Genomic DNA, 23350 nt, shown 5'->3' with positions numbered 1-23350 from the left:
ATGTTTTGTAATGAGCATGTCAATACTACCCTAATGTTTGCCGCCATGAAAGACACTCGTTCTTAGGCTATAATGCGGCAATTGATATAATCTGAAAATACCATGCAAAAAACTTCTTTTAGAAATCACCGGGTTGAGCGATTCAGCTCACGACAAGTCACCAGGCAGCGTAAAGAAAACCAGCCAAAACGCGTGGTTTTGTTCAATAAACCCTACGATGTTTTGCCGCAATTTACGGACGAGGCAGGCAGAAGCACGTTAAAAGATTTTATTCCCGTGCCGGGAATCTATGCTGCGGGCCGACTCGACCGGGACAGTGAAGGGCTTTTGGTGCTGACCAATGACGGTGCGCTGCAGGCCCGTTTAACACAACCCGGAAAGCGCACCGGGAAAATTTATTACGTCCAGGTTGAAGGCGAGCCGACGACAGAAGCGCTGAATGCGCTGCGTACCGGGGTAACGCTCAATGACGGTCCCACGCTGCCAGCAGGTATTGAAGTGGTAGAAGAGCCTGCATGGCTGTGGCCGAGAAACCCGCCCATTCGGGAGCGGAAAAATATCCCCACCACCTGGCTGAAAGTGATCTTATATGAAGGCCGCAACCGCCAGGTTCGCCGCATGACAGCCCACGTTGGATTCCCGACGCTGCGTCTCATTCGCTACGCCATGGGGGATTACACACTGGATAATCTCGCCAATGGTCAATGGCGGGATGTAACTAACTGAATAAGGAACAGGTATGTTCAAACCGCACGTCACGGTCGCCTGCATTGTGCATGCAGAAGATAAGTTTTTGGTCGTTGAGGAAACAATCAATGGCAAAGCCTTGTGGAATCAACCAGCAGGACATCTGGAAGCGGATGAGACGTTAGTGCAGGCCGCCGCGCGCGAGCTCTGGGAAGAGACAGGTATCCACGCACAGCCACAACATTTCATTCGAATGCATCAATGGATTGCGCCGGATAAAACGCCCTTTTTACGTTTTCTGTTTTCTATCGAGCTTGCCAATATGTGCGCTACCGAACCTCATGACAGCGATATAGATTGCTGTCACTGGGTCAGCGCAGAAGAGGTTCTCTGCGCGCCAAACCTGCGCTCACCGCTGGTTGCGGAGAGCATTCGCTGCTACCAGAGCGGACAACGCTACCCGCTGGCGATGATCGGTGAATTTAACTGGCCGTTTACAGAGGGTGTCAAGTAAGGGGCTGCGTGCTAGAATATGCCGCCTTGAAGTTCAATGTCGTGAGTATTCCTATGTCTGAAAGCCCAAAAAAAGTGATCGTCGGCATGTCCGGCGGTGTCGATTCCTCCGTTTCTGCCTGGCTGTTGCAACAACAGGGTTATCAGGTAGAAGGCCTGTTCATGAAGAACTGGGAAGAGGACGATGGCGAGGAATATTGCACAGCAGCCGCCGATCTTGCGGATGCTCAGGCTGTCTGTGACAAACTCGGCATTGAGCTGCATACCGTCAACTTTGCCGCAGAATATTGGGACAACGTCTTTGAACTGTTCCTTGAAGAGTACAAAGCGGGCCGTACGCCGAACCCGGATATTCTGTGCAACAAAGAAATTAAATTTAAAGCCTTCCTCGAATTTGCCGCTGAAGATTTAGGTGCCGATTACATCGCCACCGGTCACTACGTGCGTCGCGCGGATGTCGACGGTAAAAGTCGACTGCTGCGTGGGCTTGATGGCAATAAAGACCAAAGCTATTTCCTCTATACCCTCGGCCATGAGCAAATTGCGCAAAGCCTGTTCCCGGTTGGCGAACTGGAAAAACCGCAGGTACGTAAAATTGCCGAAGATCTGGGTCTGGTTACTGCGAAGAAAAAAGACTCCACCGGCATCTGCTTCATCGGTGAACGTAAGTTCCGTGAGTTCCTCGGTCGTTACCTGCCGGCACAACCCGGCAAGATCATTACCGTTGACAGTGAAGAAATTGGCCAGCATCAGGGGCTGATGTATCACACCCTGGGTCAGCGTAAAGGTCTGGGTATTGGCGGAACAAAAGAAGGTACCGAAGATCCATGGTATGTCGTGGATAAAGACGTTGAGAACAACATTCTGGTTGTCGCTCAGGGTCATGAACACCCGCGCCTCATGTCCGTTGGCCTGATTGCACAGCAATTACATTGGGTCGACCGTCAACCGTTCACCGGCACCATGCGCTGCACGGTGAAAACCCGCTATCGTCAGACCGACATTCCGTGCACCGTTAAGGCACTGGATGCCGAGCGTATTGAAGTCATTTTCGATGAACCCGTCGCGGCAGTAACGCCGGGTCAGTCGGCGGTCTTTTACAATGGCGAAGTGTGCCTCGGCGGCGGCATTATCGAACAACGATTGCCTCTGCCGGTATAATTATTTACACATTTGATACAAGGAAGCAGTGAACGTGGCAAAGAATTATTATGACATCACCCTCGCCCTGGCAGGCATTTGTCAGTCGGCACGCCTGGTGCAAGAACTGGCGCACCAGGGGCATTGTGATGCCGATGCATTACACGTTTCACTGAACAGCGTCATTGACATGAATCCCAGCTCTACGCTGGGCGTGTTTGGCGGCAGCGAGGCCAACCTGCGTCTCGGTCTGGAAACGATGCTCGGTGTGCTCAACGCCAGCAGCCGTCAGGGGCTGAACGCGGAACTTACCCGCTATACATTAAGCCTGATGGTGCTGGAGCGTAAGCTTTCAGCCGCCAAAGGCGCCATGGACACGCTGGGAGACCGTATCAACGGCTTGCAGCGCCAACTGGACCATTTTGATTTGCAGTCAGAAACACTGATGAGTGCGATGGCCGGCATTTATGTTGACGTCATCAGCCCACTCGGCCCGCGTATTCAGGTCACTGGCTCCCCGGCTATCCTGCAGAGCCCACAGGTTCAGGCCAAAGTACGCGCTTCATTGCTGGCTGGCATTCGCGCTACCGTGCTCTGGCATCAGGTAGGTGGCGGCCGTCTGCAACTCATGTTTTCTCGTAATCGCCTGACGACTCAGGCAAAACAAATTCTTGCTCATTTAACCCCGGAGTTGTGATCTATGGAATTATCCTCACTGACCGCCGTTTCCCCTGTCGATGGACGCTACGGCGATAAAGTCAGCGCGCTGCGCGGGATTTTCAGCGAATACGGTTTGCTGAAATTCCGTGTACAGGTTGAAGTACGCTGGCTGCAAAAACTGGCCGCGCACGCAGCGATCAAGGAAGTTCCTGCTTTTGCTGCCGACGCAATCGGTTACCTTGATGCGATCGTCGCTAACTTCAATGAAGAAGATGCTGCGCGTATCAAAACCATCGAGCGTACGACCAACCATGACGTGAAGGCAGTTGAGTATTTCCTGAAAGAAAAAGTGGCGGATATCCCGGAACTGCACGCTGTTTCCGAGTTTATCCACTTCGCATGCACCTCAGAAGACATCAACAACTTGTCTCACGCGCTGATGCTGAAAACGGCGCGCGACGAAGTAGTCCTGCCGTACTGGCGCCAACTGATTGATGGCATCACCGCGCTTTCTGTTGAATATCGCGATATTCCCCTGCTCTCCCGTACTCACGGTCAACCTGCCACCCCGTCAACGATGGGCAAAGAGATGGCAAACGTGGCGTACCGCATGGAACGTCAGTATCGCCAGCTCAACCAGGTTGAAATCCTCGGTAAAATCAACGGTGCTGTGGGTAACTATAACGCCCACATCGCCGCTTACCCGGAAGTTGACTGGCATCAGTTTAGCGAAGAGTTCGTCACCTCGCTGGGCATCCAGTGGAACCCCTACACCACGCAGATTGAGCCGCACGACTACATTGCTGAGCTGTTTGATTGCATCGCCCGTTTTAATACCATTCTGATCGATTTCGATCGCGACGTCTGGGGTTACATTGCGTTGGGTCACTTCAAGCAGAAAACTGTTGCCGGTGAAATTGGTTCTTCCACCATGCCGCACAAAGTAAACCCTATCGATTTCGAAAACTCTGAGGGTAACCTGGGCCTGTCTAACGCGGTTCTGCAACACCTGGCGAGCAAACTGCCGGTTTCCCGCTGGCAGCGCGACCTGACCGATTCAACCGTTCTGCGTAACCTGGGCGTGGGCATTGGCTATGCGCTGATCGCCTATCAGTCCACGCTGAAGGGTGTGAGCAAACTGGAAGTGAACCGCGATCATCTGCTGGATGAACTGGATCATAACTGGGAAGTTCTGGCAGAGCCGATCCAGACCGTGATGCGTCGCTATGGCATTGAAAAACCGTACGAGAAGCTGAAAGAACTGACTCGCGGCAAGCGCGTTGACGCTGAAGGCATGAAGCAGTTTATCGATGGTCTGGCGCTGCCGGAAGACGAGAAAACCCGCCTGAAAGCCATGACGCCGGCCAATTACATTGGTCGCGCCATCACCATGGTTGATGAACTGAAGTAATCTGCACTCCGCCAGATGCTGAACAGAAGCCGGATAAGCGTAAGCGATTCCGGCTTTTTATCGCCGCATTAACATCCCTTCCCCCGGTTTATTAAATGTTTATCCCCACTGCCACATAATCAGCGTTAAACTATTCGTACCATGAATTTAGGGAGAAACAATGATGCGCGTGCTGGTTGTTGAGGATAATGCATTATTACGCCACCACCTTAAGGTTCAGCTACAGGATTTAGGCCACCAGGTGGATGATGCAGAAGATGCAAAGGAAGCAGACTATTTTCTTAATGAACACTTGCCGGATATTGCGATCGTCGATTTAGGACTCCCCGATGAAGACGGACTGTCACTGATCCGCCGCTGGCGCAGTAATGACGTTTCATTGCCCATTCTGGTGTTAACCGCCCGTGAAGGCTGGCAGGACAAAGTGGAAGTGCTCAGTGCCGGTGCAGATGATTACGTCACAAAACCGTTTCACATTGAAGAAGTGGTTGCAAGAATGCAGGCATTGATGCGCCGCAATAGTGGTCTGGCCTCGCAGATAATCTCGCTTCCGCCATTTCAGGTGGACCTTTCTCGCCGCGAACTGTCCGTGAACGATGAAGTGATCAAACTCACGGCGTTCGAATACACCATTATGGAGACGCTGATCCGTAATAGCGGCAAAGTCGTTAGTAAAGATTCGCTTATGTTACAGCTCTACCCGGATGCTGAACTGCGTGAAAGTCACACCATTGATGTCTTAATGGGACGTCTGCGCAAGAAAATTCAGGCGCAATATCCGGACGATGTGATCACCACGGTACGTGGGCAAGGTTATCTTTTTGAACTGCGCTGATGAATAAATTACTGCGTCATTTTTTCCCGTTATCACTGCGGCTGCGCTTTTTGCTGGCAACCGCAGGCGTTGTACTGGTCCTCTCGCTGGCTTACGGCATGGTGGCTTTGGTTGGCTATAGCGTCAGCTTTGATAAAACAACATTTCGTCTGCTACGTGGCGAAAGTAATCTGTTCTATACCCTGGCGAAATGGGAAAACGGCAAAATCAATGTCGAGCTACCTGAAAATCTCGATATGCAAAGCCCTACAATGTCGCTGATTTATAATGAAAACGGTAAGCTGCTCTGGGCCCAACGCGACGTACCCTGGCTGGTACAACGTATTCAACCAGACTGGCTAAAGACAAATGGTTTTCATGAGATTGAAGCCAATGTCGACGCCACCAGCACATTGCTACGCGAGGATCATTCGGCGCAACAGAAGCTAAGAGAAGTCAGAGAAGATGACGATAATGCAGAAATGACCCACTCCGTGGCAGTGAACATCTACCCTGCCACCGCCAGAATGCCACAACTGACCATTGTGGTTGTTGATACCATTCCTATTGAGCTCAAACGCTCATATATGGTCTGGAGCTGGTTTATTTATGTGCTGGTTGCCAATTTACTGTTGGTTATCCCGTTGCTGTGGGTTGCAGCCTGGTGGAGCCTGCGACCTATCGAATCACTGGCGCGCGAAGTCCGTGAGCTTGAAGAGCATCATCGCGAGATGCTTAATCCTGCCACCACGCGTGAACTCACCAGTCTGGTGCGTAACCTCAACCGCTTATTAAAGAGCGAACGTGAGCGCTACGATAAATACCGTACCACGTTAACTGACCTCACCCACAGCCTGAAAACACCGTTGGCCGTATTGCAAAGCACGCTACGCTCGATGCGTAATGAGAAAATGAGCGTGAGCGATGCTGAACCCGTCATGCTGGAGCAAATTAGCCGTATTTCACAGCAAATTGGCTATTATCTGCATCGTGCCAGCATGCGCGGCAGTAGCGCCCTTCTCAGCCGGGAATTGCATCCGGTTGCACCGTTGCTGGATAAACTGACCTCTGCATTAAACAAGGTGTACCAGCGTAAAGGGGTTAACATTAATCTCGACATTTCGCCTGAGACAAGCTTTGTGGGTGAACAGAACGATTTCGTCGAAGTGCTGGGCAACGTCCTGGATAACGCCTGTAAATATTGCCTGGAATTTGTCGAGATCTCAGCGCAATTAACGGAAGATCATCTGCACATTGTGGTAGAAGATGACGGCCCCGGTATTCCACACAGTAAACGTGAAGTGGTGTTCGACCGTGGTCAGCGCGTGGATACCTTACGCCCCGGGCAAGGCGTGGGTTTGGCTGTCGCACGTGAGATCACCGAGCAATATGACGGGCAGATTATCGCTGGCGACAGTCTGCTGGGCGGAGCGCGCATGGAAGTTATTTTCGGCCGCCAACATCCGGGACAAAAAGACGAGTAATCTTTACATGTAATAAATATGTACTGACTTCACGCTTGAGGTTAAGTATCCGTTATAATCGGTTGCAGATACCAGCCTGCGGGATGCTCATTATGGAATACCAACTCACTCTTAACTGGCCCGATTTTCTTGAACGTCACTGGCAAAAACGCCCGGTGGTCTTAAAACGCGGCTTTAACAACTTTATTGATCCACTCTCCCCTGACGAACTGGCTGGGCTGGCAATGGAAAGCGAAGTCGACAGCCGGTTGGTCAGCCACCAGGATGGCAAATGGCAGGTTAGCCACGGTCCTTTCGAGAGCTATGACCATCTTGGTGAAAGCAACTGGTCACTGCTGGTCCAGGCCGTAAACCACTGGCATGAACCAACTGCCGCGCTGATGCGGCCATTCCGTGAATTGCCGGACTGGCGCATTGACGATTTGATGATCTCATTTTCTGTACCCGGCGGTGGTGTTGGCCCGCATCTGGATCAATATGATGTGTTCATCATCCAGGGAACCGGTCGCCGTCGCTGGCGTGTGGGTGAAAAACTGCAGTTGAAGCAGCATTGCCCGCACCCTGACCTGCTCCAGGTTGATCCGTTTGAAGCCATCATTGATGAAGAGCTGGAGCCAGGCGATATTCTGTATATTCCACCTGGATTCCCGCACGAAGGCTACGCGTTAGAAAACGCGATGAATTACTCGGTAGGTTTCCGCGCACCGAATACCCGGGAGCTGATCAGCGGATTTGCGGATTACGTTCTGCAACGCGAACTGGGTAGCACGTACTACAGCGATCCAGATCTACCGCCGCGCGACCATCCAGCAGACGTGCTGCCACAGGAAATGGACAAGCTGCGCGAAATGATGCTGGGGCTCATTAACCAGCCGGAGCATTTTAAACAGTGGTTTGGCGAGTTTATCTCTCAGTCGCGTCATGAACTGGACGTTGCCCCGCCTGAGCCGCCTTATCAGCCTGACGAAATCTATGATGCCCTGAAGCAAGGCGATGTCCTGGTTCGTCTGGGCGGATTGCGTGTACTGCGCATTGGCGATGACGTTTATGTAAATGGTGAGAAAATTGACTCCCCTCACCGTCCGGCGCTGGATGCGCTCGCCAGCCATATTGTTCTGACAGCGGAAAACTTTGAGGATGCACTGGAAGATCCGTCTTTCCTCGCCATGCTTGCCGCACTAGTGAATAGCGGATACTGGTTCTTCGAAGGGTAACCTATTGAGAGTGCGCCGGATGGCGCTTCGCTTATCCGCCCTACGGGATACGCTATTTGTAGGCCGGATAAGCGAAGCGCCATCCGGCATCTACCGGCAAAAGCGGCTACTGTTTCGCCGTCAATTCCGCAATTCGCACAATCACCTGCACGGCTTTTTCCATGCCTTCCAGTGTCACAAACTCATGCTTACCATGATAGTTATAGCCACCGGTGAACAGATTCGGGCAAGGTAATCCCATGAACGACAGTTGCGCGCCGTCGGTACCACCACGAATGGGTTTAAGATCCGGCTCAATGTCACAATCGCGCATTGCCTGCTGGGCGATATCCAGCACATGCGGATGCTCGATCACTTTTTCACGCATATTGTAGTAGCTGTCTTCAATCACCAGCTCGATATAGCAGTCCGGATGTAACCCTTTACCGACCTTTTTGGCAATATCCATGATTTTGCGTTTACGCGCTTCAAACTGCTTACGGTCAAAATCGCGGATAATGTAGTGCATATCAGCCCGATCAACCGTCCCTTTCATGCTTGCCAGATGGTAAAAACCTTCATAGCCTTCCGTCGCTTCCGGGCTTTCATCGGCGGGAACTTCGGCATGGATGCGAGCCGCCAGCGACAGCGCGTTCACCATCACCCCTTTTGCCGTACCCGGATGCACATTGTTACCGACGATCTTGATATTGACCGACGCGGCGTTGAAGTTTTCAAACTCCAGTTCGCCCACGCCGCCACCGTCGACGGTATAGGCCCACTGCGCATCAAATGCTGCAACGTCGAAATGCTTCGCGCCTTTACCGACCTCTTCATCTGGCGTAAAGGCCACGCGGATATCGCCATGCGGAATATCTTTTTGTATCAACACAGCCAGTGCGGTCATGATTTCGGCGATACCGGCTTTATCATCCGCACCCAGCAGCGTTTTGCCATCTGTGGTGATCAACGTCTGACCCAGAAGTTGATGCAGCACCGGGAACATCACCGGCGACAAAACCTCATCGCCAATACCGAGCGCAATATCGCCGCCGCGATAGTTTTCGACAATTTGCGGATTAACGTTTTTACCGCTGAAATCCGGTGAGGTATCCACATGGGAAATAAAACCGATCGCGGGAATATTGCCTGCAACGTTAGCGGGCAACGTTGCCATCAACGTCCCCTTGTCGCTCAAGGTAATATTGACCAGTCCCATCTCTTCGAGTTGCTGCTTAAGCAACTGCAATAACTTCCACTGTCCTTCAGTGCTGGGTACCTGCCGCACGCCCGATTTTGATTGGGTGTCCAGCGACACGTAGTGTAAAAAACGCTCAAGTAGTTTATCCATGCAGTCACCCTCACTTTTTGTGACAACATTATCAATAAGCAACAAAAGACAAATATTGCGTCAGGTCACTTTTATCCCCGCAAGTGAGAATATTTCTCCCTGACATCCCCTCTGACTATAGGGTTAAGTCAGTAATTCGCAACAAGGATTGGCGATTACAATGGTTTGCCGTAGAATAACCGCCCTCATTAAGAGTCATCAAGGTGGTTAACCACAAACCCCGCATCGGTCAGCCATCCGTTGCGTTTACATGGGACAGAGTAAAAAATTGAATAAACAACCGCGTTCGCTTTCTCCACTGGTGCAATTAGCGGGAATTCGCAAAAGTTTCGATGGCAAAGAGGTGATTTCCAGCCTGGATTTGACCATCAACAATGGCGAATTTCTCACGCTGCTCGGCCCCTCTGGCTGCGGTAAAACAACCGTTCTTCGCCTGATTGCCGGTCTGGAAACGGTTGATTCCGGTCATATTATGTTGGACAACCAGGACATCACTCACGTTCCTGCGGAAAACCGCTACGTGAACACCGTCTTCCAAAGCTATGCGTTATTCCCCCACATGACCGTGTATGAGAATGTGGCCTTTGGTTTACGCATGCAGAAAACCCCCGCAGCCGATATTCCTCCTCGCGTTACTGAAGCCCTGCGCATGGTGCAACTGGAAGAGTTCGCTCAGCGAAAACCGCATCAACTCTCCGGTGGCCAACAGCAGCGCGTGGCGATTGCCCGTGCGGTGGTCAATAAACCGCGTTTACTCCTGTTAGATGAATCTCTCTCTGCGCTGGACTACAAACTGCGCAAGCAGATGCAGAACGAACTGAAAGCGTTACAGCGTAAGCTGGGTATCACTTTCGTCTTTGTCACTCACGATCAGGAAGAAGCGCTGACTATGTCAGACCGTATCGTGGTGATGCGTGACGGCAAGATTGAGCAGGACGGTACACCGCGCGAGATCTACGAAGAGCCGAAAAATTTGTTCGTTGCCGGATTTATCGGCGAGATCAATATGTTTAACGCCACGGTGATAGAACGTCTGGACGAGCAGCGTGTTCGTGCTAACGTTGAAGGCCGCGAGTGCAATATTTACGTCAACTTCGCGGTGGTTCCCGGACAGAAACTGCACGTTCTGTTACGCCCGGAAGATCTGCGCGTGGATGAAATCAACGACGATAATCATATCGAGGGTCTTATCGGCTACGTGCGTGAACGCAACTACAAAGGCATGACGCTGGAGTCGGTTGTGGAACTGGAAAATGGCAAGATGGTGATGGTCAGTGAATTCTTCAACGAAGACGATCCTGACTTTGACCACTCGCTCGACCAGAAAATGGCGATTAACTGGGTAGAAAGCTGGGAGGTCGTACTGGCTGATGAAGAACACAAGTAAATTCCAGAGTGTGGTGATCGTCACCATTGTCGGTTGGCTTGTGTTGTTTGTCTTTCTGCCCAACCTGATGATCATCGGTACCAGTTTTTTGACCCGCGACGACGCCAATTTCGTCAAAATGGTCTTTACGCTGGAAAACTATACACGCCTGCTCGATCCGCTCTATTTTGAGGTGCTGGTTCATTCCCTCAATATGGCGCTGATTGCCACGCTCGCCTGCCTGGTACTCGGCTACCCGTTTGCCTGGTTTTTGGTGAAACTGCCGGAAAAAGTGCGCCCGCTGCTGCTGTTCCTGCTGATTGTTCCGTTCTGGACCAATTCACTTATCCGCATCTACGGACTCAAAATTTTCCTCAGTACCAAAGGCTATCTCAACGAATTTCTGTTGTGGCTCGGCGTTATCGATACTCCTATTCGTATCATGTTTACCCCCAGCGCGGTGATTATCGGCCTGGTGTACATCCTGCTGCCGTTTATGGTGATGCCGCTCTATTCCAGCATTGAAAAACTCGATAAACCGCTACTGGAAGCCGCGCGTGATTTGGGTGCCAGTAAACTTCAGACCTTCACCCGCATCATTATTCCGTTGACGATGCCGGGAATTATCGCCGGATGTCTGTTGGTTATGCTGCCAGCCATGGGGCTGTTTTACGTATCCGACTTAATGGGCGGGGCGAAAAACCTGCTGATTGGTAATGTGATTAAAGTGCAGTTCCTGAACATCCGCGACTGGCCGTTTGGTGCCGCCACCAGCATTACGCTGACCATTGTGATGGGGCTGATGCTGCTGATCTACTGGCGCGCCTCGCGCTTGCTGAACAAGAAGGTGGAACTCGAATGATCGGTCGGCTGCTCAGAGGCGGTTTCATGACCGCTATCTACGCGTATCTGTATATTCCAATCATCATTTTGATTGTGAACTCCTTTAACAGCTCGCGCTTCGGCATTAACTGGCAGGGTTTTACCACCAAATGGTACGGCCTGCTGATGAATAACGACAGCCTGTTGCAGGCGGCACAGCACTCACTGACGATGGCCGTGCTCTCCGCGACCTTTGCCACCCTGATCGGTTCACTGACTGCGGTCGCTTTATATCGCTACCGTTTTCGTGGCAAACCATTTGTCAGCGGCATGTTGTTTGTGGTGATGATGTCGCCGGATATCGTGATGGCAATTTCGCTGCTGGTGCTGTTTATGCTGATTGGCATTCAACTGGGCTTCTGGTCGCTGCTGTTTTCACATATCACGTTCTGCCTGCCTTTTGTGGTCGTAACGGTCTACTCACGTTTGAAAGGCTTTGACGTACGTATGCTTGAAGCAGCTAAAGACCTGGGTGCCAGTGAAGTGACCATTCTGCGCAAGATCATTCTGCCACTGGCCATGCCGGCGGTAGCTGCAGGTTGGTTGCTAAGTTTTACGCTGTCGATGGATGATGTCGTGGTTTCGTCCTTCGTCACCGGACCCGGCTATGAAATTTTGCCATTAAAAATCTACTCAATGGTTAAAGTCGGTGTATCACCAGAGGTGAATGCACTGGCAACCATTTTGTTGGTTCTGTCGCTGGTTATGGTGATTGCCAGCCAGCTTATTGCACGTGATAAAACCAAGGGCCGTTAAGGCCCTTAATTCAGGGGACGTTAAATGATGAAAAAATGGTCACGCCACCTGCTCGCGGCGGGTGCTCTGGCACTGGGCATGAGCGCCGCTCACGCGAATGACAACAACACGCTTTATTTCTACAACTGGACCGAATACGTTCCGCCAGGATTACTGGAACAGTTCACCAAAGAGACCGGCATTAAGGTAATCTATTCGACCTACGAGTCGAACGAAACCATGTACGCCAAGCTCAAAACCTATAAAGACGGTGCGTACGATCTGGTGGTGCCCTCCACCTATTACGTCGACAAAATGCGTAAAGAAGGCATGATCCAGAAGATCGACAAGTCGACGTTAACCAACTTCCACAACCTCGATCCGGAAATGCTCAATAAGCCGTTTGACCCGAACAACGACTACTCAATCCCGTATATCTGGGGTGCAACGGCCATTGGTATTAACAGTGATGCCATTGATCCCAAAACCGTGACCAGCTGGGCTGACCTGTGGAAACCGGAATACAAAGGCAGCCTGCTGTTAACGGATGATGCCCGCGAAGTCTTCCAGGTGGCGCTGCGCAAGCTGGGATACTCCGGGAATACCACCGACCCGAAAGAGATTGAAGCTGCGTATAACGAGCTGAAGAAGCTAATGCCTAACGTTGCGGCGTTTAACTCTGACAACCCGGCCAACCCGTATATGGAAGGTGAAGTCAATCTGGGGATGGTGTGGAACGGCTCCGCATATGTTGCGCGTCAGGCAGGTACACCGCTGGAAGTCGTCTGGCCGAAAGAAGGTGGGATTTTCTGGATGGACAGCCTGTCTATTCCGGCAAATGCTAAAAACAAAGAAGGTGCGCTGAAGCTGATTAACTTCCTGCTACGCCCGGACGTGGCGAAAGAAGTGGCGGAAACTATTGGTTATCCAACGCCAAACCTGGCGGCACGCAAGCTGCTAAGTCCGGAAGTCGCGAATGATAAAACCCTGTACCCGGATGCAGAAACCATCAACAAAGGGGAATGGCAGAACGATGTTGGTTCCGCCAGCGCCATCTATGAAGAGTATTATCAGAAGCTGAAAGCAGGACGCTAATTGCCCTCCTCGTAGGCCGGATAAGACGCGCCAGCGTCGCATCCGGCGCATCATCACTGCCCGATGGCGCTGCGCTTATCGGGCCTACGCCATCCGTGATCACAATCCCTTCAATAACTTCTCTACAAACTCGGGCACCACCTGGCTTGCCGGGCCGTAATACTTCTCTTCGAACTCGCTACCCACCTGGCTTGGCTCCAGATTTAACTCCACCGTATGCGCCCCATGCAGACGCGCTTCGTGGACAAAACCCGCAGCCGGATAAACATGCCCTGACGTGCCAATGGCAATGAAAACATCTGCCATCGCCAGCGCCATATAAATTTCATCCATCCCCAGCGGCATTTCGCCAAACCAGACAACGTGCGGTCGCAGGGGCGCAGGGAACTGGCAGCAATGGCATTTGTCTTCTGGCGTGACGTCCCCTGTCCAGTCTAAAATCTGCCCGCTTTGCGAACAGCGAACCTTAAGAAGCTCGCCGTGCATGTGGATAACGTTCTGACTTCCCGCACGTTCGTGCAGATTATCAATATTTTGCGTTACCAGTAGAAAGCGATCACCCAGCTCGGCTTCGAGTTTTGCCAACGCAATATGCGCCGCGTTTGGCTGAATTTCGGGCTGTTGCAACTGGTGACGACGGGCGTTATAAAACGACTGAACCAGTCCAGGATTACGGCTAAATCCTTCCGGCGTTGCCACATCCTCAACCCGATGTTCTTCCCAAAGACCATCCGCAGCACGGAAGGTACGAATCCCTGATTCAGCGGAAATTCCCGCGCCAGTCAGGACTAACACCCTTGGTTTTTCCACCAGTTCAGGCACCACTCTGTCTCTGAAAAAGATCCGTTGACGCAGGCGATCGCGCAAATGGCGTTTATTTTTACGAAAACGGCTTAATCGATGACCCCGACGCGACAGCATAACAACCTCTTTGTATTAATCGGTAAGATGTAGGAAAGCGGCTCCGCGCATCCCACCCGCATCACCGTGTCGTGCCTGCTCAATACGCGGCACACGGGCAACGGGCAGCAAATGACGTGGCAGCCTGCCCGCCAGTTGCGTCGTAATAGCGGTAAAGTTCGACAAGCCACCGCCAATCACCACTAAATCTGGATCGACGATAGTCAGGATATTCCCCAGGCAAACGGCCAGCAAATCCAGATAACGCTCTACATGCGCATGCGCGTGCTCATCGCCTTGCTCCCAGAGGGTGATAATTTCACGGGCATCCAGAGGTTGATGGTAGTAATGCTGGTACAACCACGCAAATCCGCCACCGGAAAGATAACTTTCGATGCACCCCAGTTGACCACATCCGCAACGACGCAGCGGGAAATCAAATCCCATCAACGTCAACGCATCAACAGGCAAACGGATATGACCGAACTCGCCGGTAATATAGCTACGTCCAGTGATAGACTTTCCGTTAAGCACCAGGCCACCACCGACACCGGTGCCGAGGATTAAGCCCATCACTAACGGATACTGGGTGAACTCATCGTCCCAGGCTTCGGAGAGTGCAAAACAGTTGGCGTCATTATCCAGACGCACATCACGATCCAGTCGTGCGCTGAGATCGGCCCGCAGCGGTTTGCCACTGGCAGCAGGAACGTTGGCTGCATACAGCGTACCGTCCTCCGTTTCCGGCATACCAGGAATGCCGATGCCAACCGAACCTTTAATGCCAAACCGCTGGTCTGCTTCCTGCACCAAATTGCACACCGCATCAAGGAAAGCGTCATAACTGTCACGCGGCGTAGGGACGCGCGTTTCCCATTGCAAACGACGTTGATTATCGAATACGCCTAACGCAATTTTAGTCCCACCGATGTCAAATCCGTAATACATCACCGCTCCTTGATGCAGCATGAATGCTTTAGTGTATATATTGTTATTGGCCGCTAAGTACTCTCGCAGGATCAATATTGCTGGCGCGACGCGCCGGATACCAACTCGCCAAAAGACTCAGCACTAATGCTGTCACCAGCACGTAAATCACATCCAGCCAGTGTAATTCCGATGGCAGGAAGTCAATGAAATAGATATCGCCGGAGAGGAACTGATGGCCGATAAGCGCCTCAATACCATTGATAATCGGTGTGAGCTGTAGAGAAACAACAACACCAATAACCACACCTATCAGGCTACCGAACAGACCCGCCAGCAGTCCATACCAGACGAAGATGGCGCGGATCAGTCCGTCTTTCGCCCCCAGCGTTCTTAATACCGCAATATCGCCGCTTTTGTCTTTTACCGCCATCACTAACGTGGAAACGATATTAAAGCAGGCTACGCCAATCACCAGCACCATCGCCAGATACATAATGGCGCGGATCATCTGGATATCGCGATACATATAGCCATAAGTACCGATCCAGCTCTTAATATAAACATAGTTATTGGTCACTTCGCCCGCATCTCGCACCAACTTATTGGCGTTAAAGACATCGTTGACCTTCAGGGCAATCCCGGAAACGCTGGAACCCATATCCAGGTACTGCTGCGCGTCTTCCATTGGGATCATGGCAAAGCTGTGATCGAGCTGACCGCTCAGTTGCAGAATACCGGTAACGTGCAAACGCACGCGTTTAGGCTGCTGTAACTTATGATCCGCGCTGGCGTTAGGGATCATAATCGACACCCAGTCGCCCTGCTTCACCTTCAGCGCATCGGCAATACCCTTACCAATGATGATTTGTTGTTCACCGGCTTTAAAATTATCCCAGGCGTGGTTTTGCACGAAGGATGGCAGTGCGCTTAAACGCTGTTCCTGCTGCGGATCAACACCTTTTACCTGTACGGCGCGCAAGTTCGCCCCACTCTCCACCAGCCCGGTGAAATTGATATAAGGCGCCGCAGCGACAATACCCGGCACTTTCTGAACTTTGTCGAGTGCTTCCTGCCAGTTGTTCCACGGCTGATTTACCGCTTCAATCTCACCGTGCGGAACCACGGCCAGAATACGGTTGTTCAACTCTCGCTCAAATCCGTTCATGGCGCTTAGACCGACGATCAACACCGCCACGCCCAACGCAATACCGACGGTAGAAATCACGGAAATCAGCGACACCATGCCACCGCGTCGCCGACCGCGGCTAAAGCGCAGACCAATCAATAATGATAAAGGCGATGCCATTACTCAGCCCCCATCAGGCTCAGTTCAGCCGTCAGGCGACCATCGCGCATTTCAAGCTGGCGGCTCATGCGCTTCGCCAGTTGCAGATCGTGCGTCACCACCAGAAATGCCGTGCCCTGAGAGCGGTTCAGCTCACCCAGCAGTTCGAAAATGCTGTCCGCGTTTCGCGCATCAAGGTTACCCGTTGGCTCGTCTGCCAGTACCAGGCGCGGGTTATTCACCAGCGCACGGGCGATGGCTACGCGCTGGCGTTCGCCGCCCGACAGTTCAGACGGGCGATGACTGGCACGGTGATCCAGCCCAACCGCTTTCAGCATGTCACGTGCGCGCTCGGTAATTTCAGCCGGCTTCTTCTTGCCAATCAGTAGCGGCATCGCCACGTTTTCCAGCGAGGTAAAGTCTGGCAACAAATGGTGGAACTGGTAAATAAATCCGAGCTTCTGATTACGCAGTTCCGCTTTCGCCGCTGACGAGAGTTTGCTCATCGGCTGACCGCTAAAAATGACGTCGCCGGAAGTCGGTGTATCCAGCCCGCCGAGCAGATGAAGCAGTGTACTTTTGCCGGAGCCTGAGCTGCCGACAATCGCCATCATCTCACCCTCGCCGACGCTAAAACTGACATCGTGCAGAACATCAGTCTGCACCGTGCCTTCCTGATAGCGTTTGCACAGGTTGTCGCATTGCAACAGGATCTTATTCATAACGTAAAGCCTCAGCGGGTTGAGTGGCGGCAGCGCGCCAGGAAGGATAAAGCGTAGACAGCAGCGCGATGGCCATCGCCACCAGCGCAATGACGATCACCTGCAGCGGCTCAATAGCAACCGGCAACGCGGCACCGTCCAGCAGCACGCCGATAATCGGCATCAGGTTGTTCAGTTGGCTGGCAAGCAATGCGCCCAGCACCGCGCCCAGCAGCGCGCCGATAATTCCGGCACTGGCCCCCTGAACCATAAACACCATCATGATTTGCCGCGGCGTTAGCCCCTGCGTTTGTAGAATCGCCACTTCCCCTTGCTTCTCCATTACCATCAGACCCAACGAGGTAATAATATTAAAAGCCGCAACTGCCACGATCAGGCTAAGCAGCAGCCCCATCATGTTTTTCTCCATGCGCACGGCCTGGAACAGTTCCCCTTTGCGCTCGCGCCAGTCCTGCCATTTGGTGCCCTGCGGCAGCGTTTGCTGGCTCAGCGTGTCAACTTTTAGCGGTTCGTTCAGCCACAAACGCCAGCCGGTGATATTGCCTGCCGGATAACGCATCAGACGTGACGCATCCTGAATGTTGGTCAGCATCTGGTAACCGTCGACTTCACTGTTGGCGGCGAAGGTGCCAATCACCGTAAACAGACGCTGGCTCGGCAAACGCCCCATCGGCGTAAACTGGCTGGCCGAAGGCACCATCACGCGAATTTGATCGCCGCGATTGACGCCCAACTGCCCGGCAAGCTGCTCACCGAGGATGACATTATACTTACCCGGCTGCAGATCTGTTTGCTTCACATTGACCAGATACGGTGTGAGAGGATCTTTTTGCGCCGGGTCGATGCCCAGCATCACGCCGACCGCCACGCTACGCGCACTTTGCAGCACCACATCCCCCGTAGTTATCGGTGCGACGCGGTTGACGCCGTTCAACACCACCGCTTTTTCCGGCAGTTGCTGCGGGTTCAGAGAACCCTGTTCAGACGAGAGAACGGCCTGAGGCATCAGGCCAAGGATATTGTTTTGCAGCTCGCGCTCGAAACCGTTCATCACCGACAACACCGTGACCAGCGCCATTACCCCGAGGGTAATGCCAATGGTGGAGAGCCAGGAAACGAAGCGACCGAAGCGATCTGCTGCACGCCCACGCATATAACGCAGGCCAATGAATAGAGCGACAGGTTGGTACATGAAATCCGTCTGGTTGCTGTTAGCAAAGTCACGAGTATATAAGCGAAAGCGGAATGGGTAAATGACTGAACCGTAAGTGTTCGTCAGCACTTGTCCTAAAAGTATAAATAAATCAATCCGCTAAAGTTGTCCCTCTTTTCTTAAGTCCAGATCCCTGATCTTTATCTTAAAAAAACAAAATGCAGACAGTTACGCATTACAGCCCACCGCGAGTTGCGCAGGATGGCAGGCTATAGCAATCAATATGGATACGCCGTCTCGATGATTAAAAAAGAACTATGGATTAACCAGATCAAAGGGTTATGTATTTGTCTGGTGGTAATTTATCACTCGGTAATCACGTTTTACCCGCACCTCACTACTTTTCAGCATCCGCTTTCAGAGATACTGAGCAAATGCTGGATTTACCTGAACTTGTACCTTGCGCCGTTTCGCATGCCGGTGTTTTTCTTTATTTCGGGGTATCTGATCCGTCGCTATATCGATAGCGTCACGTGGACCACCTGCCTGGATAAACGAATCTGGAGCATCGCCTGGGTGTTGGTGCTTTGGGGGGTGGTACAATGGCTGGCGTTAGTCGCGCTCAATAACTGGCTGGCCCCGCAGCGCGATCTGAACCATACCGCCAACGCCGCCTATGCCGATTCGATCAGTGATTTTACCCACGGGATGCTCACCGCCAGCACCAGCTTGTGGTATCTGTACGCACTGATTGTTTATTTTGTTTTGTGTAAGCTTTTCAGCCGCTGGGCGGCGCCATTGTTGGCGTTATTTGTCGTGTTGAGCGTGGCGATCAATTATGTCCCGACACCGTGGTGGGGAATGAACAGCGTCATTCGTAACCTGCCATACTACAGCCTCGGCGCGTGGTTTGGTGCAACGCTGATGGCATGGATCAAAGAGGTTCCCCTGCGCCGCCATTCTGTGCTTTTTCTGGTTAGTACAATCGTCGCCGCCGTTGCATGGCTGGCAAATGTTTCACTATTACTTTCTCTTCTTTCCATTGTGCTGATCATGAAGCTGTTTTATCAATTTGAGCTGCGCTTTGGTATGCGTGAGTCCGGCCCGTTAAGCGTGATTGGCGCCAATACCATCGCCATCTACACCACCCACCGTATTCTGGTTGAGCTGTTCAGCTTAACGCTAATCCCCAAAATCAATCATGCCGCCTGGCCTGCATATGCAGAGCTGGCCCTGCTGCTGGTGTATCCGTTCGCCTGCCTGCTGCTGTGCACCTTGTTTGGCCTGTTGGTGCGTAAAATTTCACAAAAAACAGTGGCCGACCTGCTATTTTCCCCGCCTTCTTTATCGACCGCCTCGCGCTAACTTCAACGCGTTTTTGCCCCCCTTCGGGGGCGAATCAATTTGCTTATGAGAAACGATCACGGATAATAAAGAAACATTGCTTATCAGACGTATATCCAAACGAGATCCTGACAACCGAATGCCTGAACAACATCGTTACACGCTTCCAGCAAAAGCTGGCGATCAGCGCCAGTTGGGTGAACTTACCGATGCCGCCTGCGCGACGCTGGTCGCCGAAATCGCTGAACATCACGCGGGGCCAGTGGTGCTGATCGCGCCGGACATGCAAAATGCACTGCGTTTGCATGATGAAATTCGTCAGTTTACCGACCAGATGGTGATGAATCTGGCTGACTGGGAAACACTGCCCTATGACAGTTTTTCCCCACATCAGGAAATTATCTCCTCGCGACTATCCACGTTGTATCAACTGCCTGCGATGCAACGCGGTGTGCTGATCGTACCGGTCAACACGTTGATGCAGCGCGTCTGCCCGCACAGCTATCTACACGGTCATGCACTGGTGATGAAAAAGGGTCAGCGCCTGTCGCGTGATGCCCTGCGTGAGCAGCTGGACAGCGCCGGCTATCGCCATGTTGATCAGGTCATGGAACACGGCGAATACGCCACGCGCGGCGCGTTGTTGGATCTGTTCCCGATGGGCAGCGAGCTGCCTTATCGCCTTGATTTCTTTGATGACGAAATCGACAGCCTGCGTCTGTTTGATACCGACACCCAGCGCACGCTGGAAGAAGTCGATGCCATTAATTTGCTTCCCGCGCACGAATTCCCGACTGACAAAACGGCCATCGAGCTGTTCCGCAGTCAGTGGCGCGACACCTTTGAGGTGAAACGCGACGCCGAACATATTTATCAGCAGGTCAGCAAAGGCACGTTACCTGCGGGTATTGAATACTGGCAGCCGCTATTTTTCAACGAGCCGTTGCCGCCGTTGTTCAGCTACTTCCCGGCCAATACGCTGCTGGTGAATACCGGCGATATCGAGACCAGCGCTGAGCGCTTCCAGGCCGATACCCTGTCACGTTTTGAGAATCGCGGCGTTGATCCGATGCGCCCGCTTCTGCCACCTGAATCACTGTGGCTGCGGGTGGATGAGCTGTTTTCTGAACTGAAACGCTGGCCGCGCGTTCAGCTAAAAACCGAGAGTCTGGCGAACAAAGCTGCGAATACTAACCTCGGGTTCCAGAAGCTGCCGGATATCGCCGTGCAGGCGCAGCAAAAATCACCGTTAGATGCGTTACGTAAATTCCTTGAGAGCTTTACCGGTCCGGTAATTTTCTCAGTGGAAAGTGAAGGTCGCCGGGAAGCGCTTGGCGAACTTCTGGCTCGCATCAAAGTTGCGCCGAAGCGGATATTGCGTCTTGATGAAGCCGCAGACAATGGTCGTTATTTGATGATTGGTGCAGCCGAGCATGGCTTCATCGATAGCAAACGCAATCTGGCGCTGATTTGTGAAAGCGATCTGCTGGGTGAACGCGTGGCGCGCCGCCGCCAGGATTCTCGTCGTACCATCAACCCGGATACGTTAATTCGTAACCTTGCAGAGCTGCATCCAGGTCAGCCGGTGGTGCATCTGGAGCACGGCGTGGGTCGCTATGCCGGTATGACCACGCTGGAAGCGGGCGGCATTACCGGCGAATACCTGATGCTCACCTACGCCAACGACGCCAAATTGTATGTACCGGTGTCATCGTTGCATTTGATAAGCCGCTATGCCGGAGGCGCGGAAGAGAATGCCCCGCTGCATAAACTTGGCGGAGATGCCTGGTCGCGCGCCCGGCAGAAAGCCGCCGAGAAGGTACGTGACGTCGCGGCGGAGTTGCTGGATATTTACGCCCAGCGTGCGGCAAAAGAAGGTTTTGCCTTTAAACACGACCGCGAGCAGTATCAGCTGTTTTGTGACAGCTTCCCATTTGAAACCACACCCGATCAGGCGCAGGCCATCAACGCGGTACTCAGCGATATGTGTCAGCCGCTGGCCATGGACCGCCTGGTGTGTGGCGATGTCGGCTTCGGTAAAACCGAAGTGGCGATGCGCGCCGCCTTCCTCGCCGTAGAGAATCACAAGCAGGTTGCCGTGCTGGTGCCGACCACCCTGCTCGCCCAGCAGCACTTCGACAACTTCCGCGATCGTTTTGCCAACTGGCCCGTGCGCATTGAGATGCTGTCCCGTTTTCGTAGCGCCAAAGAGCAAGCGCAGATTCTGGAGCAGGTTGCCGAAGGTAAAATCGATATTCTCATCGGCACGCACAAACTGCTGCAAAGCGATGTGAAACTCAAAGATTTGGGTCTGCTGATTGTCGATGAAGAGCACCGCTTCGGTGTCCGTCACAAAGAGCGTATTAAAGCAATGCGCGCCGATGTCGATATTCTGACGCTGACCGCAACCCCGATCCCGCGTACGCTCAATATGGCGATGAGCGGCATGCGCGATCTGTCGATCATCGCCACACCGCCCGCTCGTCGTCTGGCGGTCAAAACCTTCGTGCGCGAATACGACAGCCTGGTGGTACGCGAAGCTATCCTGCGTGAAGTGCTGCGCGGCGGGCAGGTCTACTATCTGTTCAACGATGTTGAAAACATCCAGAAAACCGCTGACAGGCTGGCAGAGCTGGTACCGGAAGCGCGAATCGGGATTGGACACGGACAAATGCGCGAACGCGAGCTGGAACGCGTGATGAACGATTTCCACCATCAGCGCTTCAACGTGCTGGTGTGTACCACCATCATCGAAACCGGGATCGACATTCCAACCGCTAACACCATTATTATCGAGCGCGCTGACCATTTCGGGTTGGCACAATTGCACCAGCTACGCGGCCGCGTGGGACGTTCACACCATCAGGCCTATGCCTGGCTGTTGACGCCGCATCCAAAAGCGATGACCACCGATGCACAAAAACGCCTTGAGGCAATTGCATCACTGGAAGATTTGGGTGCAGGTTTTGCGCTAGCCACTCACGACCTCGAAATTCGCGGCGCGGGGGAACTGCTGGGCGAAGATCAGAGCGGTTCGATGGAAACCATCGGCTTCTCACTATACATGGAACTGCTGGAGAACGCGGTTGACGCGCTAAAAGAGGGACGCGAACCGTCACTCGAAGATCTCACCAACCAGCAAACTGAAGTCGAGTTGCGGATGCCGTCACTATTGCCAGATGACTACATCCCCGATGTGAATACGCGACTGTCGTTCTACAAGCGCATTGCCAGTGCGAAAGGCGAAAACGAGCTGGAAGAAATTAAGGTCGAGCTGATAGACCGTTTTGGTTTGTTGCCTGACCCGGCCCGTACGTTGCTGGATATTGCCCGTTTGCGCCAGCAAGCGCAAAAACTTGGTATCAGAAAGCTAGAAGGCAATGAAAAAGGCGGGACGATTGAGTTTGCCGAGAAGAACCACGTCAACCCGGTGTGGCTGATTGGCTTACTGCAAAAGCAACCGCAACACTTCCGTCTGGATGGCCCAACCAGGCTGAAGTTCATGCAAGATTTAGCTGAGCGTAAAACCCGTATCGACTGGGTACGTCAGTTTATGCGTCAACTGGAAGAAAACGCCATAGCATAGCGTTCCGGCCGGGTGAGCACGGTGCTTGCCCGGCCGATGAATTTACAAACTCTTTGCACTTCCCTGCACTTCCCGACACAGCAAACCGCCATAATTCCT

The 23350-nt window shown here is 52.6% G+C and carries 20 protein-coding genes; 14 read left to right on the top strand and 6 right to left on the bottom strand.

Translation table 11 applies throughout. The annotated features are described in order from the left end of the window. The first annotated feature begins 102 nt into the window (after positions 1-102). From rluE to roxA, 8 genes are all read left to right on the top strand, one after another. Entirely contained in the window at positions 103-726 is a 624-nt protein-coding gene (gene rluE / locus AL515_RS10860; protein WP_048211946.1) for a 23S rRNA pseudouridine(2457) synthase RluE, read from the top strand. Positions 727-739: 13 nt separating this feature from the next. Further along, on the top strand, positions 740-1201 hold the full coding sequence (locus tag AL515_RS10855) for an NUDIX hydrolase (RefSeq protein WP_048211947.1): 462 nt from the start codon (positions 740-742) through the stop codon (positions 1199-1201). A gap of 53 nt (positions 1202-1254) precedes the next feature. Then, a complete protein-coding gene (mnmA, locus tag AL515_RS10850; protein ID WP_061067743.1) occupies positions 1255-2361 on the top strand; it encodes a tRNA 2-thiouridine(34) synthase MnmA in 1107 nt (368 codons plus the stop codon). A 34-nt stretch (positions 2362-2395) separates the two neighbouring features. Then, positions 2396-3037, top strand: coding sequence for a high frequency lysogenization protein HflD (hflD, locus tag AL515_RS10845; RefSeq protein ID WP_061068818.1), 642 nt, complete (start codon positions 2396-2398; stop codon positions 3035-3037). A 3-nt stretch (positions 3038-3040) separates the two neighbouring features. Beyond that, complete coding sequence (gene purB, locus AL515_RS10840) at positions 3041-4411, top strand: adenylosuccinate lyase (protein ID WP_005120992.1); 1371 nt, start codon at positions 3041-3043, stop codon at positions 4409-4411. 163 nt (positions 4412-4574) lie between these two features. Next, positions 4575-5246 carry a two-component system response regulator PhoP gene (gene phoP, locus AL515_RS10835; protein WP_061068817.1) on the top strand — a complete coding sequence of 224 codons (672 nt, stop codon included), beginning with the start codon at positions 4575-4577 and terminating at the stop codon, positions 5244-5246. Beyond that, positions 5246-6709: a two-component system sensor histidine kinase PhoQ gene (phoQ, locus tag AL515_RS10830; protein WP_048211949.1), complete on the top strand. Its 1464-nt coding sequence runs from the start codon at positions 5246-5248 to the stop codon at positions 6707-6709. The genes phoP and phoQ overlap by 1 nt, the downstream gene beginning before the upstream one ends. 92 nt (positions 6710-6801) lie before the next feature. Beyond that, positions 6802-7923 (top strand): [50S ribosomal protein L16]-arginine 3-hydroxylase, encoded by a 1122-nt coding sequence (roxA, locus tag AL515_RS10825; RefSeq protein ID WP_061067742.1) that lies wholly within the window; start codon positions 6802-6804, stop codon positions 7921-7923. A 106-nt stretch (positions 7924-8029) separates the two neighbouring features. Here the strand turns inward: roxA and pepT are convergent, their stop codons facing one another. After that, positions 8030-9253, bottom strand: coding sequence for a peptidase T (gene pepT / locus AL515_RS10820; RefSeq protein ID WP_005121077.1), 1224 nt, complete (start codon positions 9251-9253; stop codon positions 8030-8032). Between the two features lie 250 nt (positions 9254-9503). Here pepT and potA point away from each other — a divergent pair, with 250 nt between their 5' ends. From potA to potD, 4 genes are read left to right on the top strand one after another with little or no spacing between them, the layout of a single operon-like run. After that, on the top strand, positions 9504-10640 hold the full coding sequence (gene potA, locus AL515_RS10815) for a spermidine/putrescine ABC transporter ATP-binding protein PotA (protein ID WP_048211951.1): 1137 nt from the start codon (positions 9504-9506) through the stop codon (positions 10638-10640). Next, a complete protein-coding gene (gene potB / locus AL515_RS10810; protein WP_003030793.1) occupies positions 10624-11481 on the top strand; it encodes a spermidine/putrescine ABC transporter permease PotB in 858 nt (285 codons plus the stop codon). Before potA ends, potB begins: the two co-directional genes overlap by 17 nt. Continuing rightward, positions 11478-12257: a spermidine/putrescine ABC transporter permease PotC gene (gene potC / locus AL515_RS10805; RefSeq protein WP_003030794.1), complete on the top strand. Its 780-nt coding sequence runs from the start codon at positions 11478-11480 to the stop codon at positions 12255-12257. The genes potB and potC overlap by 4 nt, the downstream gene beginning before the upstream one ends. 27 nt (positions 12258-12284) lie before the next feature. Further along, positions 12285-13331, top strand: a complete 1047-nt coding sequence (gene potD, locus AL515_RS10800; protein ID WP_061068816.1) for a spermidine/putrescine ABC transporter substrate-binding protein PotD — start codon at positions 12285-12287, stop codon at positions 13329-13331. Between the two features lie 99 nt (positions 13332-13430). Here the strand turns inward: potD and cobB are convergent, their stop codons facing one another. From cobB to lolC, 5 genes are read right to left on the bottom strand one after another with little or no spacing between them, the layout of a single operon-like run. Beyond that, positions 13431-14252, bottom strand: a complete 822-nt coding sequence (gene cobB / locus AL515_RS10795) for a Sir2 family NAD+-dependent deacetylase (RefSeq protein ID WP_040231971.1) — start codon at positions 14250-14252, stop codon at positions 13431-13433. Positions 14253-14267: 15 nt separating this feature from the next. After that, positions 14268-15179, bottom strand: coding sequence for an N-acetylglucosamine kinase (nagK, locus tag AL515_RS10790; RefSeq protein WP_048211952.1), 912 nt, complete (start codon positions 15177-15179; stop codon positions 14268-14270). A 43-nt stretch (positions 15180-15222) separates the two neighbouring features. Continuing rightward, the gene (gene lolE / locus AL515_RS10785) at positions 15223-16467 is read right to left on the bottom strand and encodes a lipoprotein-releasing ABC transporter permease subunit LolE (RefSeq protein ID WP_061067741.1); all 1245 of its coding nucleotides are present in this window, start codon (positions 16465-16467) and stop codon (positions 15223-15225) included. Beyond that, entirely contained in the window at positions 16467-17168 is a 702-nt protein-coding gene (lolD, locus tag AL515_RS10780) for a lipoprotein-releasing ABC transporter ATP-binding protein LolD (RefSeq protein WP_061067740.1), read from the bottom strand. The genes lolE and lolD overlap by 1 nt, the downstream gene beginning before the upstream one ends. Then, positions 17161-18360, bottom strand: a complete 1200-nt coding sequence (gene lolC, locus AL515_RS10775) for a lipoprotein-releasing ABC transporter permease subunit LolC (protein ID WP_061067739.1) — start codon at positions 18358-18360, stop codon at positions 17161-17163. The genes lolD and lolC overlap by 8 nt, the downstream gene beginning before the upstream one ends. Positions 18361-18621: 261 nt before the next feature. On the opposite strand from lolC, the gene AL515_RS10770 reads away from it, so the two are divergent. Next, positions 18622-19686: an acyltransferase family protein gene (locus tag AL515_RS10770; RefSeq protein WP_061067738.1), complete on the top strand. Its 1065-nt coding sequence runs from the start codon at positions 18622-18624 to the stop codon at positions 19684-19686. 118 nt (positions 19687-19804) lie between these two features. Beyond that, positions 19805-23251, top strand: a complete 3447-nt coding sequence (gene mfd / locus AL515_RS10765) for a transcription-repair coupling factor (RefSeq protein ID WP_061067737.1) — start codon at positions 19805-19807, stop codon at positions 23249-23251. The last annotated feature ends 99 nt before the right edge of the window (positions 23252-23350 follow it).

This window comes from Citrobacter sp. FDAARGOS_156, from assembly GCF_001559235.2.
In the GTDB taxonomy this organism is placed as follows: Bacteria; Pseudomonadota; Gammaproteobacteria; order Enterobacterales; family Enterobacteriaceae; genus Citrobacter; species Citrobacter youngae.
Note: the sequence above shows the minus strand (reverse complement) of the source record. Positions and strands in the feature narration are given on the sequence as shown.

Coding starts and splice junctions, on each gene's coding strand:
- lolE (WP_061067741.1), bottom strand. CDS start 16,467: ATGGCATCGCCTTTATCATTATTGATTGGTCTGCGCTTTAGCCGCGGT.
- potD (WP_061068816.1), top strand. CDS start 12,285: ATGAAAAAATGGTCACGCCACCTGCTCGCGGCGGGTGCTCTGGCACTG.
- lolD (WP_061067740.1), bottom strand. CDS start 17,168: ATGAATAAGATCCTGTTGCAATGCGACAACCTGTGCAAACGCTATCAG.
- rluE (WP_048211946.1), top strand. CDS start 103: ATGCAAAAAACTTCTTTTAGAAATCACCGGGTTGAGCGATTCAGCTCA.
- pepT (WP_005121077.1), bottom strand. CDS start 9,253: ATGGATAAACTACTTGAGCGTTTTTTACACTACGTGTCGCTGGACACC.
- potA (WP_048211951.1), top strand. CDS start 9,504: ATGGGACAGAGTAAAAAATTGAATAAACAACCGCGTTCGCTTTCTCCA.
- AL515_RS10855 (WP_048211947.1), top strand. CDS start 740: ATGTTCAAACCGCACGTCACGGTCGCCTGCATTGTGCATGCAGAAGAT.
- potB (WP_003030793.1), top strand. CDS start 10,624: ATGAAGAACACAAGTAAATTCCAGAGTGTGGTGATCGTCACCATTGTC.
- mfd (WP_061067737.1), top strand. CDS start 19,805: ATGCCTGAACAACATCGTTACACGCTTCCAGCAAAAGCTGGCGATCAG.
- AL515_RS10770 (WP_061067738.1), top strand. CDS start 18,622: ATGATTAAAAAAGAACTATGGATTAACCAGATCAAAGGGTTATGTATT.
- phoP (WP_061068817.1), top strand. CDS start 4,575: ATGCGCGTGCTGGTTGTTGAGGATAATGCATTATTACGCCACCACCTT.
- potC (WP_003030794.1), top strand. CDS start 11,478: ATGATCGGTCGGCTGCTCAGAGGCGGTTTCATGACCGCTATCTACGCG.
- lolC (WP_061067739.1), bottom strand. CDS start 18,360: ATGTACCAACCTGTCGCTCTATTCATTGGCCTGCGTTATATGCGTGGG.
- cobB (WP_040231971.1), bottom strand. CDS start 14,252: ATGCTGTCGCGTCGGGGTCATCGATTAAGCCGTTTTCGTAAAAATAAA.
- purB (WP_005120992.1), top strand. CDS start 3,041: ATGGAATTATCCTCACTGACCGCCGTTTCCCCTGTCGATGGACGCTAC.
- mnmA (WP_061067743.1), top strand. CDS start 1,255: ATGTCTGAAAGCCCAAAAAAAGTGATCGTCGGCATGTCCGGCGGTGTC.
- roxA (WP_061067742.1), top strand. CDS start 6,802: ATGGAATACCAACTCACTCTTAACTGGCCCGATTTTCTTGAACGTCAC.
- nagK (WP_048211952.1), bottom strand. CDS start 15,179: ATGTATTACGGATTTGACATCGGTGGGACTAAAATTGCGTTAGGCGTA.
- phoQ (WP_048211949.1), top strand. CDS start 5,246: ATGAATAAATTACTGCGTCATTTTTTCCCGTTATCACTGCGGCTGCGC.